At 42.9% G+C, this 12,242-nt stretch carries 14 protein-coding genes; 1 reads left to right on the top strand and 13 read right to left on the bottom strand.

The annotated features are described in order from the left end of the window. Positions 1-11: 11 nt before the first annotated feature. From ACTNB3_RS14050 to ACTNB3_RS13990, 13 genes are all read right to left on the bottom strand, one after another. Positions 12-617: an HAD family hydrolase gene (locus tag ACTNB3_RS14050; RefSeq protein WP_441026378.1), complete on the bottom strand. Its 606-nt coding sequence runs from the start codon at positions 615-617 to the stop codon at positions 12-14. A gap of 24 nt (positions 618-641) precedes the next feature. After that, positions 642-3,062 (bottom strand): type I restriction endonuclease subunit R, encoded by a 2,421-nt coding sequence (locus tag ACTNB3_RS14045; protein ID WP_441026376.1) that lies wholly within the window; start codon positions 3,060-3,062, stop codon positions 642-644. A gap of 321 nt (positions 3,063-3,383) precedes the next feature. After that, a complete protein-coding gene (locus ACTNB3_RS14040; RefSeq protein ID WP_441026374.1) occupies positions 3,384-3,575 on the bottom strand; it encodes a hypothetical protein in 192 nt (63 codons plus the stop codon). A gap of 11 nt (positions 3,576-3,586) precedes the next feature. Further along, positions 3,587-4,936, bottom strand: coding sequence for an SLC13 family permease (locus ACTNB3_RS14035; RefSeq protein ID WP_441026372.1), 1,350 nt, complete (start codon positions 4,934-4,936; stop codon positions 3,587-3,589). Further along, positions 4,933-5,511 carry a hypothetical protein gene (locus ACTNB3_RS14030; protein WP_441026370.1) on the bottom strand — a complete coding sequence of 193 codons (579 nt, stop codon included), beginning with the start codon at positions 5,509-5,511 and terminating at the stop codon, positions 4,933-4,935. Before ACTNB3_RS14030 ends, ACTNB3_RS14035 begins: the two co-directional genes overlap by 4 nt. 1 nt (position 5,512) lies before the next feature. Further along, positions 5,513-5,698 carry a hypothetical protein gene (locus tag ACTNB3_RS14025; protein ID WP_441026368.1) on the bottom strand — a complete coding sequence of 62 codons (186 nt, stop codon included), beginning with the start codon at positions 5,696-5,698 and terminating at the stop codon, positions 5,513-5,515. A gap of 1 nt (position 5,699) precedes the next feature. Beyond that, positions 5,700-5,987, bottom strand: a complete 288-nt coding sequence (locus ACTNB3_RS14020; protein WP_441026366.1) for a hypothetical protein — start codon at positions 5,985-5,987, stop codon at positions 5,700-5,702. Positions 5,988-6,065: 78 nt separating this feature from the next. After that, complete coding sequence (locus ACTNB3_RS14015) at positions 6,066-7,775, bottom strand: ATP-binding cassette domain-containing protein (protein WP_441026364.1); 1,710 nt, start codon at positions 7,773-7,775, stop codon at positions 6,066-6,068. 12 nt (positions 7,776-7,787) lie between these two features. Next, positions 7,788-8,030 (bottom strand): hypothetical protein, encoded by a 243-nt coding sequence (locus ACTNB3_RS14010; RefSeq protein ID WP_441026362.1) that lies wholly within the window; start codon positions 8,028-8,030, stop codon positions 7,788-7,790. A 400-nt stretch (positions 8,031-8,430) separates the two neighbouring features. Next, positions 8,431-9,393 carry a hypothetical protein gene (locus ACTNB3_RS14005; RefSeq protein WP_441026360.1) on the bottom strand — a complete coding sequence of 321 codons (963 nt, stop codon included), beginning with the start codon at positions 9,391-9,393 and terminating at the stop codon, positions 8,431-8,433. 117 nt (positions 9,394-9,510) lie between these two features. After that, positions 9,511-9,897, bottom strand: coding sequence for a group II intron maturase-specific domain-containing protein (locus tag ACTNB3_RS14000; protein ID WP_441026406.1), 387 nt, complete (start codon positions 9,895-9,897; stop codon positions 9,511-9,513). Between the two features lie 38 nt (positions 9,898-9,935). Then, positions 9,936-10,526: a hypothetical protein gene (locus ACTNB3_RS13995; protein WP_441026358.1), complete on the bottom strand. Its 591-nt coding sequence runs from the start codon at positions 10,524-10,526 to the stop codon at positions 9,936-9,938. 292 nt (positions 10,527-10,818) lie between these two features. After that, a complete protein-coding gene (locus ACTNB3_RS13990) occupies positions 10,819-11,187 on the bottom strand; it encodes a hypothetical protein (RefSeq protein WP_441026356.1) in 369 nt (122 codons plus the stop codon). A gap of 153 nt (positions 11,188-11,340) precedes the next feature. On the opposite strand from ACTNB3_RS13990, the gene ACTNB3_RS13985 reads away from it, so the two are divergent. Next, positions 11,341-11,937 (top strand): hypothetical protein, encoded by a 597-nt coding sequence (locus tag ACTNB3_RS13985; RefSeq protein ID WP_441026354.1) that lies wholly within the window; start codon positions 11,341-11,343, stop codon positions 11,935-11,937. Positions 11,938-12,242: the final 305 nt, after the last annotated feature.

Raw genomic sequence — 12,242 nt, 5'->3', positions numbered from 1 at the left:
TGCTACCCTCATCATAATATTTCAAATATGTCCATAGGATCATTCAAGCTCAATACACATTCTAACTTCTTTGCTAATCGATTCCATCCAGCCAACGCGAATCTTACCCCAGACGCAGAGGCCGCTTGATAATCTTGAAATGTATCTCCTATATATATTGCACTTTTCGGATCGATAGAGAACTGTTCCATTGCCTTTAATAGGGGATCTGGATCCGGCTTATGATTCACTGTATCTTCAGCTGCAATACAGCCAGCAATATATGGACCAAGTTCTGATTGCGTGCAAATTGGATCTGCTGTAACGTGCCCCCTCGATGTGATAATAATAATTTCCATCCCCAAACCACAGGCTTTTTTTGCCATCTCGACAATATTATCAAAGAAACCAGCGGCTAGACTATATCTGCTAAAACTAGCTTCCCAGTCGTTTTTTATTTCCATGCGATTCTCTAACTTCAATTTTGAAAGAGCTTGATCGACACTCATCCCAAATAACGTCTGGTCATCTGTTTCGGGAATAAGATATTTTCTTAATGTATCATTAAGCGATGAATAAAAAATGTTTCTTGTATCAACTAGTGTCCCATCCACGTCAATTAATATATACTTAATCATAAATACTCCTTTAGTAATAATTGATCATTGCCGCATTTCTCGATAAATAACACCTGCAAGTGCGCTCATAACTGCATTGTATTTGGACTGATCTTCAAAAAGGGCGGAATAACTCTCTTGAGATTCCATGAAGCTCTCCATCGCAGCTGTTCCGAACGCAGCAGGGAAGATGCTTTCCACAAAAATTCTTGGATCACTGGTTCTTGCTGAACTTTCCAGCTTTTTATCTGCGATCAACTTATCATGAAGCGCACCAAGCATTACACGGTCGGAATCATTGAATTCACCCTTGTATTTCTCGTTAATCTTTTCCAAAATCTCGTCAAGCGTACTCTTCTGACGATTGCCCTGGGCGCTCTTGCTTGTCGCCGGCACATACTGTCCATCAACATTTTCAAGGCGGATCTGACCCTCGAATGTTTTTTGTAGCTTGTAATACTCCAGCTTCAGCTTTCCATCAAGGTCAACCGGATCTTCTGTTTCACCAGGCAACAATCCAATCAGGTAGCTCAGGAACAGATATTCCTTATGCATGTCCTTATCGAACATTCTGGCAACCTGCGTGATATAGCTGTACCAGCGAATCAAACTACGCACTAATCTTCTGAACTGGTAACGCTCTTCCGGATTCTTCAGGTTATAGCGATCTGCCACAGGCTTGAGAACACTGGTCATTCGCCCCATTGCTCTTTCATCCTGCTTACCAGGCTTGTTCCAAACCTCAATGAATGCTACAACATCATTCTGGTTGTAAATCGCATAATCCAGCAGCTCACGCTCAGTCTGATAAATCAGGTCAGTATTTACTTCCTGTTCCAGACTGGTTTCCTGATAGAAAGGCTGGAATGCATCCAGAATATCTTCTTTTTTATTAGCAAAGTCCAAGACAAATGTATCTGTCTTACCAGGACAGGTACGGTTCAGACGAGAAAGTGTCTGCACTGCTTTAACATTTTTCAGCTTCTTATCCACGATCATGGTATGAAGCAACGGCTCATCAAAGCCAGTTTGATATTTCTCTGCCACAATCAGAACATTGAAGTTATCATGGAATTCCGCCTTGGTCTGGCTATCGGAAATGTGGCTACCATCTCTACGGACATTCAGTCCGGATTCTGTCACTTCATCCTCACCATCCTGAACAGCGCCGGAGAAAGCCACCAGCACATCCATATCGGCATATTGCTGTTCCTGGATATATCGCTTCACCTCATGGAAATAGCGCACAGCAGCCAATCTGGAGTCTGTGACAACCATCATCTTTCCACGTCCACCGATCTTATGACGGGTAGTATCACGGAAGGTTTCAACAATAATCTGTGCCTTCTGGCTGATATTATATGGATGAAGTTTTTCATATTTCTTGATAATTTTTGTTGCACGACTCTCCGGCAATTCCGGATTATCTTCTGTATTCTTTGCGATCTTGAAACAGGTGTTGTAGGTCATATAATTCTGGAGAACATTCAGAATAAATCCCTCTTCAATAGCCTGTCTCATACTGTAAATGTGGAACGGATGGAAGGAGCCATCATCCCATTCAGAGCCGAACATTTCAAGCGTAGCTGCCTTCGGTGTTGCTGTGAATGCAAAGAAGGACAGGTTCTTATGCTTTCCATGCGTCAGCATTTCCTGAACTACCTTGTCATTCTGGTCGATTTCATCCTCGCTCTTGCCCTCAATCTCTGCATATTCACGCAGAGCTTCCTCAGTATCAGCAAGAGCAGATTTCAGCTTCATAGCAGAACTACCCGTCTGAGAAGAATGTGCCTCATCGACAATAATTGCATAGTTTCGTCCTGCAGCCGCATCCACTTCCTGATAAATTACAGGGAACTTCTGCAGCGTGGTGACGATAATACGGACACCACTATTCAGAGCATCACGAAGGTCTCTAGAATTCTTATCTTCTCCGATTGCCTCGACTGCGCCAATAGTATGATCGAAGCCGGAAATAGTCTCCTGCAGCTGAGCATCCAGAACAGTACGGTCGGTAACAACAACTACGCTACTGAATACAGCCTTGTTATCATCGTCATGCAGGGAAGCCAGACGATAAGCAGTCCATGCAATAGAGTTTGATTTACCGGAGCCAGCACTATGCTGAATCAAGTAGTTCTGACCAGAACCATTCTCACGAACATCAGCAATCAGTTTGCGAACAACATCCATCTGATGATAACGAGGGAAAATCAGAGTCTTTTTCTTTGTAACGCGCTCTGTCCCGTCAGACATCAGTTTCTTATCTTCTTTTACCTGCAGATGGATAAACTTCTGTACAATATCCATCATGCTATCTTTCTGGAATACATACTCCCAGAGATAAGCAGTAGGATAGCCACCCGGATTAGCTGGATTTCCTTTTCCACCATCATTACCGGCTCCATTAGAACCTTGGTTGAATGGCAGAAAGTAGGTATTCTTGCCATCCAGCTTTGTTGTCATCCACACTTCAAGCTGATCTACGCAGAAGTATCCCAGAATTCGTTTATTGAACTGGAAACATATTTCACGAGGATCAATCTGCGATTTACGACCAATAGCTACAATTTTCTAGAATAAATTATAGCACCCGCATGTCAGATTGTCAATTTTGGATTGAGATATTCAATTTATTAAGAGGTGGTGCTTCTACCAAACTCACTCTTCTCTGTCATATCAGTTGTGTACACATGGATATACTAAAAGGGAGGCAGTTCCTATCAAGAACCACCTCCTTTTATCAGATCTCCTCCTTATGAAATTGTATTGTGCTGCATTGCAGTATCAGATTCTCCTGTGGCAATAGTACCATCTAATGGAACCAAATGCTCCAATCGCCAGATACACTAACACGATCAATGCTGTAAGCGAAAGTGAAAACTGGTCACCACCAATTTTGATTCCAGCCCATGCTTCAAAGTACTTCGTATTAAAGACCCACCACAAGCTGAGAATTACTAATACTGCATCTAACATATGTACCCCCTTTACAAGATGATTGCCATTACGAGAAGAGCAATCGAAATCTGAATTGCATAATTAACAAAGCCATATTTCATATACTGTGCAACACCCCAGGAAGTATTGCTTCCATCTGCGTCTGTAATACCTGCACCGTTTACCTTTCCGGAAAGGATAAATCCTGCAGTTGCAGACCACATAAACAGAGAACTACCTGCGCAAATTGCTGCTGCATATGCTACGGCGATCCAGTCTGACTGTGCACTAAGCGGACCATTGCAAAGCTGAATGATAATCGGCATCATTGCTGCTGCCGCAGGACCAGCACTGAAAATTCCGGCCACAACTGACGTGATGAGCATAATAGCCATTACAAGGATTTTCGGATTTGCAATGTTCGCCTGAAGATAACCAGCGACCATACTCAGGATTCCAGTCTCACTTACTACTTCGGCAAAGAAGAGGAATGAGGCAATCGTCAGAACTGACTTGAGATCCATCTTCTGTTCAACCTTCAGCCCCTTCAGAGAGCAGATCAGCATAGCAGCACCATATCCAAGGATAGCGATTACTTCAGGTGGCATTACATTCTGTGGAACAAAGCTCCATGCAAGGAACATACCTACGAATACTACCCCCAGCCACTTCAGAACATCAAAACGGATTTCGATATTCTTATACTGGCTTTTCAGATTCGTAACTGCAAGCTTTCTGATACCTCCATCATCATTTTCCTTCTTTACTCGCATCCCCCATACTGCAATCAGCACCAGGGATGTCAGTGCAAATAACGGAAACGCATGAGTCAGATAGCTCAAGAATGTTGTAATACCACTGGTCATAATCACGATTGCCGGGAAATCGCCTACAGGAGATGCCGCTCCTCCTGTATTTGAAAGAGCTAGAATAGCTGCGAAGAATACGCATACATACTTCTTATCAACTTCCAAAGTTTTAAGAAGAACAAATACAATCGGAAGGATCATCATAACCGCAGTAATATTGTTCAAGCAGGATGAAATAAGGAACATCATTCCACCGAACATCATCAAGCAAAGTCTTTTTCGTCCTTTCGAAAGTTCTGCAATCTTAATAGCCAGGAGCTGCATGATTCCTGTTTCTGCGATGAGATTTGTAAACAATTCCATGATGATGAGAATCACAAGAACGTCGTAAGAATAATTTCCCATCACAGACTTAATTGGAATGCCACAGGATAAAGCCAGAACTGCACCAATGATAAACATTGCCGCAATCAGAACCAGTGATCCGCTGCTCTTCAGCTTTGATGCAACCGTGTTCTTGCGTCTTCCAACCACTGAATCACCAGTTGCCAGAACGGTTTTATTTTCAATAGCCATTGTATTCGCCATCATTCATTCCTCCACATCATACTGATTTTGTCTTTTCCGATTTCCATCCATCCGTCGTAGCGAACTGCGTCCTCAAGTTCAACATACGGAACGAACACTTTCTTCCCCCAGAAGCCACTGTAATGATCAATCATTCTGTAGGTTTCCGGAAGCACCATCATTCTGCCGCCAGCTAAATATCCGCAAATGACGAGGATCCCATTTCCCGGATAGAAGCCTTCTGGAAAATACGGTTCTTCCAACAGGGAAACCTTCATTGACTTCGGGATGTTTGCCTTCAATCGTTCTTTAACCTCCGGATCCATGTCACATGGAATAAGCAGAATCGCTTCATGATTTGAACTTCTCTCAGCAAGCTTATCTACAATAGAAATTTCCGGGGAAAGGAACATGTATTTCTCTTTGCCGAAGGCAGCCAGCCAATCGGCAATATCTGAAATCGAATCTACAAGTGCCTGCTCAGGCAAAGGCATTACCACACCTGCCTTTGCCTGAACATCTTCACTAGCGATTACCTCTACCAGATTACATCCGGTTTCAAAGAAACCGATTTCTCTGACTGTTTTCAGCATATCCATATTACTGTTTACCTCCTCTCACCTTCTCTAAGTATGCGATCAGTCTGGAAACAACGGCAATCTCGTAAGGAGAGCTCTCCAGTACATGGATAAAATTCTTACCATCATCGCCGTACATCTCAGTGTAGACAGCGTCTGCACCTTCACCAAGAATAGGATTGGTCCATCTCGTAATATTTGTATTCATATTATGCTACCTCCTTCTCAATCTGTGTAAGTAACTGCGCAACCAGAATCTGAATCTCAGGCGGTGCTCCGTGGATGATTCCAATGGCTGCGTTTGCTTCGTCTTCGTTACCGAATGCATCCATAAACACTCCCCAATCTCTCTCATCAAACTGGATAGAGATCATGCCCTTTCTCTCGTGAGGCGGTACCGGATGTCTATGTGCATGAGCGAAATGCTCTACTTTATGTTCAGTCATGCTTCTTTCCTCCTTTGCATGAGTTGTAGTTTTGATGGTTGCAATTTCCATTGTTTTGCCCTCCTTCTTGTTTATACTATTGTTTTATCAGACTCGGCTTCCTCCCCATTGGGGGGGAAAAGCCATCTTTTATGCTGCAAGCTGTTCTTCATATGTACCAACCTTGTTATCAACATAGATAACGGTGTCACAGCGATCAACCACATTCTTGTCGTGAGAGATATAGACCACGCCTGCTTTGATTGCCTTTGCATACTCTTCGATGTTTGTCAGGACCTTGTCTGCTGTCACAGCATCAAGGTTTGCTGTACTTTCATCAAAGATATAAAGCTTAGGCTTACGAAGGAATGCTCTTGCAAGAGAAAGTCTCTGGCATTCACCACCAGAAAGACCGGTGCCACCTTCTCCGATTTCGTAGGAGAGAATATCATCTACCGTTGTGGTGGAATGCTTGCTCACTTTCTCAATGAGTGCATCCAGGAGACAGGCCTTTCTGAGTGCGCTTCTCATCTCTTCATCAGTTACAGTTCGCTCAATACCATAAACAAGATTCTCGCGAATGGTACCGGCAAAGAAGAACGCTTTCTGAGGCAGATAGCACAGCTTGTCTGTCAGTTCATGCTGACTATACATGTCAAGGTCGTTACCAAACACGGAGATGGCACCCGATGTGTAAGGATAGTATCTGGTCAGGCTTCGGATCATAGTGGTCTTGCCACAACCAGATTCACCACTAAGTGCTACTACCTTATTACCAGGGATACGCAACCTGTCATAATATGCCAGAGTCTTGTTCTTTTCCGGATTCTTAATAGCTACATCTCTCAGCACGATATCATCCTCAGAAGAAGAATGTGTCTCAGCCTGTACAGAGAAAATGCTATCTTCTCCAGAGTCCATGACTTCAGTCAGTACCTTTGCCTTAACTACAGAGGATGCTGTCTCATCCATGAATCGATATACCTCATCAATAGGCTTGATCAGCTGCTGGAACAGCATACACACAGAAATCACAGCCCCTGCAGACATCCTGCCATTTGCCACCATAATAATGGATGCAAACAGAATGATGACTTGGAACGCAATCTTACAAAACTGCTTGACGCAGTCAAAGGATCCCATATAACGGTGGTGTTTCTTCTCTGTTGCACTTACCTTCTGAATTGCTGGCTCAAGGCGGATGCGTTCGTATTCTTCAGCATCCATACTTCTGATCAACTCAAGATTTGAGATAGACTGACAAATCTGGCCATCCAGAGAATTCTTCTGTTTAATGATATTCTCTCGAATTCCATTCTGAGAACGAATCTGGAATACAGAAACGAGCAAGGTAGTTGCAAGGTACAAAAGCATGATGCCTGCCATAGCAAGTGGTGCCTTAAGAACTACCTGAATAAGCGTGCACGCAGCAGTTAATACCGTTGCAACGATATCATTGCAAAGGATTTTAATAAGCTGACTAAGTCCTGCAACGCCCTGATTCAGCTGAGCTGTCTTTTCTCCACTCAGACATCCCGCATAATAAGAAACCGGCATTTTTAGGAGCTTTTCCACGCTGGTCTCTCTGATCTCAGCTTCATGAGTTGCGATAATACAATCCAAAAGCACTCGTCTGAGAATTGTGATACATTCTGCAGAAAAGTAGATCAAACCGAACGTCGCAATCGCAACGATTCCCTGGGAGCCCCCACTAATCTTGCCACCCGAAATGTCCGTATACAATTCACCCAGTTTTACCGGCCAAATAGATGCCAAGACTGAGCTGACCATTGCCAGTGCAATGATGCCTGCACACTTCACTTTGGTTTTATTTGTCATGAGTTTCAGATATTTGTTCATTGTTCTACCTCCTTAAGCCGCAAGTTCTCTCTCGAGAACAGAATCAATTGCAACCAACACTCTCCATCTCTCAGTAGCCTTTTTCAGCACTGTACAGAGAACCTCTGTACCAAGAACAAGACCACCGAAAGAAGCAAATGCCTCCTGTCCATTTTCCAGGCGAAGGAACAGGCCTCTGCTACAGCCCCCGGTAACTACTGCTCGAACACCATCCCGAACATTGTAGTCATCTTCGTCGTATTCATAGCTCCACATAATTTGTTACCTCCTTTTTTCTTGTAAACACATCATAATTCATGGTTCTTTCAGCAAGATAAGGGTGGGAATGCTCTATCCTTTAGCTTCCAAAACTGATGTGCTATGGAAGTTTCTTATCTCTTGCAAGAAAATTTTCTCATACAGATGTGCCTTCCACGACAGGGGGAACACTATTTGGCAAGCAGTGCCCAGGTAATACCTGCGCGAAATTGCTTGTTGGTGAAGTTTCCCCAATCCCCTGAGAGAACGGCTACTTCGTATCCGAGCTACGCATCCGTTCCGGACGCTTTCCTGTTGCTGCGATCATGAATTTCGGTTGCCTAATCCTATCTGCTCAGGCATAAAAAAAGAATGGTGTGGAGAAATGGCTTGTCGGCCAAATCTTCACACCGTATTTTCATCTTTGTTTTCGATTCTGCTCCTGCTGCAGTTGCTGGCGTTCTTTCTCACGAGTATCCTTCTCCAGCATTACCTCTACAATTTTTTGTGCCATGAGGTAATCCTGCATTTCTGATTTTTGTTTCCGATACTCGGCATAGGTTTTCTTTTTTCTTTCCAGTACAGCCGCATACTCCGCATGCAGATCTTTTAATCTTGGAAGGGGAGTATCCTTTCCATACTCCTGTACATACTCATCAAAGGCCTGCTTTGCAGCCTGGCGAAGTGCCAGCACATCTCGATGCTCTTCATAGTATTTTCTGCTATATCCAGAAGCACGATATTTCGCGAACACATTCTTTGCTTTGTTGTAATTCTGAAGATGGGTCATCATCACTTTGATCTCAGCAAGCCTAGCCTCATCTGCTTTGATAGATGCCAACATACCGTCATTAGTAGTGACGGTATTCGCTGTCATTTCTGCAAGTTGTTCATAGCTTCGGATATTGTGAGTTTCAATGAAATTCATTGCAGCTGCCATCTGTTTCAGATTAAAGACCTTTGCCCATCGTTCATACCCAGCACCTTTTCCTTCTTGCAACTTTGCCTGAATATCCACAAGCAGAGACATCTGCGGTTTTCTACGATGATACTGCCTGCTGACTGTTTTCTCTTTGTGTGATTTCGTACCAGCGATGATTGCTTCAAGGTTATCTTTTGAATACTCATCACCCAGAGATTGGAAACGGATAAATCGTTTCTGATTCTTTACCCTGACAGCCGGATTCTTTCCGTTCTTATACTCATAGCCCATAGAAATCAGAATCTGTATCAGCTCGTCAAAAGACTTCGGTTTCTGTCTGAGTGCCTCGTCTATCGCCATACAAAGTTCATCTCTGTGCGATACTTTCTTTGGAAATTCGGCACGTTTCTCCCGCTCATCATATGGCTTCGGAGTAATCACAGAAAGCTTGTGTTCCATGCAGATGATGTCACTTAATCTGCGTAGAGCAACTACAGAAAATAGGGTAGAGGGAGAATCAATCTCTCGCCCCTCCCATTGAACCGTACGTACGGGTCTCGTATACGGCTCTACAACTTATATTCCAACTTTCACTAAGTAATAGGATAAGGGATTGAGCAGTCCAGCTCCATCTTTTATCCTATTTTCAAGTAAATCTTTACTGATTATGAAATTCACTACGTTCATCCCACTTCTTCTGTACCACCCGAGCCTTGAGTTCGCAACTTTAAAAATATCTTCCTGACTCAATCCATTGCGATTCTTCCAATTTAGATAACTTAGATTTCTGTAGATGGTTTTCGGCTTCTTCCATTGCTTCATGACTATCACTCTTATTTTGTGTCTTAGCCATTGCCCGAACTCTTCCATGAATTGCTTCATCAACCCAGTTCTAAAGTAATTAATCCATCCTCGTACAATCTCATTTACTCGTTTGATTGTAACCACAAGAGGTCTTGCTATTGCTTTGCCTCTTTTTAGATATTCACTCAGTTTCTTCTTTAGCTTCTTTTTCTTTTTACTTCCGGCGCACCCTTGGCAGGCTTGGGTGCCTTGGGGGCTTTCTCTGCTTTGCCGGAGGAAGCGGCTTTTTCTGTTTTTCCCGGCTGTGCGGGTTTCTGTACTGCCCTATCCTTCTTGCCGAGAGCTTCCTTCTGTGCGGGAGCGGCGGCCTTGTCCTTGTCGGCCTTGGGCGGTCGGCCCCGGCGCTTCGGTGCCTGTTCCTGCTCTTTGGGCTTTTCCTGTTTCGGCCCGTCCTCCTTGGTCGGCGTAGGGGAAGTCCCTTTGTCCGGGGCCTTTGCCTCCTGCTTGGCGGCGGCTTTTTCCGCCGCTTTCTTTTCGGCCATGATTTCAGAGAAGTTAAAGACAGACACGCTGGCTGCTTTCTGCTCCTTGGGAGCGTCAGCACCATTCTCCGGCTGGGCGGTTGCCGCCTGCTCGGGAGCCGTGGCCTTATCCGGGGAAACCGATTCGGGAGCGGGCTGTTCTTGCTTGGGTGCCGGAGTGCCGCCGCCCACCTCGGGCTGTACCGGGGCAGGGCCAGCATCCGGCCCGGTTGCGTCAGTCACAATTTTCGATTTTTCATCGGCCATTCGCATTACCTCCTTCTTATTTGATGGCATGAAAAAAGGGCCTGATCGTTTTCAGTCAAGCCCCATAGATAGGGATACCTCCTTTCCCTGCCCATGAAAAAAACCGCCCTGTGTCTCGGTAGGGCGGTAAATTCAGTAGGTTGGCAGTCCATTTTTAGTTGTTTTTATATGTATCCCTTTGTAAACCGACGCAAGCGTATGGAGGTATAAATATTTTTCACCGCACTAATCACATTCTGCAACACTTCGCTAAATTTGATTGTTAACAACATTCCCCAAAAGTGTCAATGCACTAATGTTTCGTGTATGTCTGATTCCCCAATAACTGATATCCCATCCCGTATAACTCAGCATTTAATTCAATCACATTATATTGTTTTTTGTTGATGCATTCTTTCAAAAATTTCTCACGATTTTTTTCTTGTTCGGACATATGATATGATGAATTCATATATATTCCCGCGGCAACAAATAATTCTTCTGATTGATCTAAATTTAATTCTAAAGCAAAACATAAGCTCCAGAGATAATTGCGATTCGCAGGAATCAATTCTCGAATGATACGTGACAATGTAGTTTTGTTCAGATTTGCTTTGCGTGCTACTGCGGCATCTGTTTTGTTACATTTGAATTTTTCATAAACTTCTTTAAATGACATCATAAACAATTCCTCCCTGTCTTTTTTATTTCAGGATAGCATTTCGGAATTTTTTTCGTTTTTTTCAAAGAAAAATATGAAAGTTACATGTCGTGTAACCAAAAAGAATGCTTATAGATGTATACTTATAAGAAAACCAAAAAGGAGATATCAAAAATGTTACAATTGACGGATTTATTAGGAACTGGAGATACCAAAGCAAATGATTTAATTGCAAAATTCATTTCAAAAAGAATCTTGGAAATTGCAGAACCGTTAATGGATGATGAATGGACGTTAGCCCGCTTTTTTCCAAAGTCGTATCCAAAGCACAAAAGAAAAGGAGCTTTTTCAGACTTGATTGCTTTACTGAAATCAGAAAAAACATATATACCAGCACTTGTCTTGGAATATGTTATATATGAACTGATCAGATACGGAATCGAACAGTGCAAAGCGTGCAATACAAGTACAACTATAAAGATGCAGCAGGAAGATCGCGAATATGTATTCAATATCTTGAAACAAGAATGCGAAAAAATGATCGCTGATGAAGAATGCGGAGAAAATGAAGATCCTTGTGAACTTACTGAAAATATGATGTCCGATATTGAAGATTTGGAAAGATGCCTAGAGTCTTGTTTTTGGGATTATGACTTTAAGCTTTTAGATCAAATGAGCGAAAAAGAAATATTCTATTCTGAATTGAACAAGATACTCGGAATCGGCACAAAGAAATCGATTATTTATCAGCCTGGAACAGTTACATATTAAGCTAAAATACCCTGCTCCAAATTTCAATTCAGGAGCAGGGTATTTTTATATCATAAAGTGAAAAATTTCCCAGGCCACAAAAATACTCTTCATCGTACGCCGGTTACAGAACCATTTTCCAGAATAGAAAGTAAAAATAATACTACTGCTTTTCACCAACTATGAAAGAGACTATCGCTCAAAAATCAATATTTCCGATTTCTGCAAATGACAATATAATAAAAAAAGAAGAGCGCATATAGATAAGGGAGGAACACATACATGACCGAATTTGAGCAGTACTTAGAGAAATTGCATGAAGAAGC

Source organism: Bariatricus sp. HCP28S3_D3, assembly GCF_052065755.1.
Classification (GTDB): domain Bacteria; phylum Bacillota; class Clostridia; order Lachnospirales; family Lachnospiraceae; genus Allocoprococcus.
The sequence above is the reverse complement of the archived record's forward strand: the minus strand, read 5'-3'. Positions and strand labels throughout refer to the sequence as shown.

Excerpts from the sequence above, each read along its gene's own strand:
- ACTNB3_RS14005 (WP_441026360.1), bottom strand. The coding sequence starts at position 9,393 with ATGGAACACAAGCTTTCTGTGATTACTCCGAAGCCATATGATGAGCGG.
- ACTNB3_RS13990 (WP_441026356.1), bottom strand. The coding sequence starts at position 11,187 with ATGATGTCATTTAAAGAAGTTTATGAAAAATTCAAATGTAACAAAACA.
- ACTNB3_RS13995 (WP_441026358.1), bottom strand. The coding sequence starts at position 10,526 with ATGGCCGATGAAAAATCGAAAATTGTGACTGACGCAACCGGGCCGGAT.
- ACTNB3_RS14035 (WP_441026372.1), bottom strand. The coding sequence starts at position 4,936 with ATGATGGCGAATACAATGGCTATTGAAAATAAAACCGTTCTGGCAACT.
- ACTNB3_RS14025 (WP_441026368.1), bottom strand. The coding sequence starts at position 5,698 with ATGAATACAAATATTACGAGATGGACCAATCCTATTCTTGGTGAAGGT.
- ACTNB3_RS14040 (WP_441026374.1), bottom strand. The coding sequence starts at position 3,575 with ATGTTAGATGCAGTATTAGTAATTCTCAGCTTGTGGTGGGTCTTTAAT.
- ACTNB3_RS14045 (WP_441026376.1), bottom strand. The coding sequence starts at position 3,062 with ATGACAACAAAGCTGGATGGCAAGAATACCTACTTTCTGCCATTCAAC.
- ACTNB3_RS14010 (WP_441026362.1), bottom strand. The coding sequence starts at position 8,030 with ATGTGGAGCTATGAATACGACGAAGATGACTACAATGTTCGGGATGGT.
- ACTNB3_RS14015 (WP_441026364.1), bottom strand. The coding sequence starts at position 7,775 with ATGAACAAATATCTGAAACTCATGACAAATAAAACCAAAGTGAAGTGT.
- ACTNB3_RS13985 (WP_441026354.1), top strand. The coding sequence starts at position 11,341 with ATGTTACAATTGACGGATTTATTAGGAACTGGAGATACCAAAGCAAAT.
- ACTNB3_RS14030 (WP_441026370.1), bottom strand. The coding sequence starts at position 5,511 with ATGGATATGCTGAAAACAGTCAGAGAAATCGGTTTCTTTGAAACCGGA.
- ACTNB3_RS14050 (WP_441026378.1), bottom strand. The coding sequence starts at position 617 with ATGATTAAGTATATATTAATTGACGTGGATGGGACACTAGTTGATACA.
- ACTNB3_RS14020 (WP_441026366.1), bottom strand. The coding sequence starts at position 5,987 with ATGGAAATTGCAACCATCAAAACTACAACTCATGCAAAGGAGGAAAGA.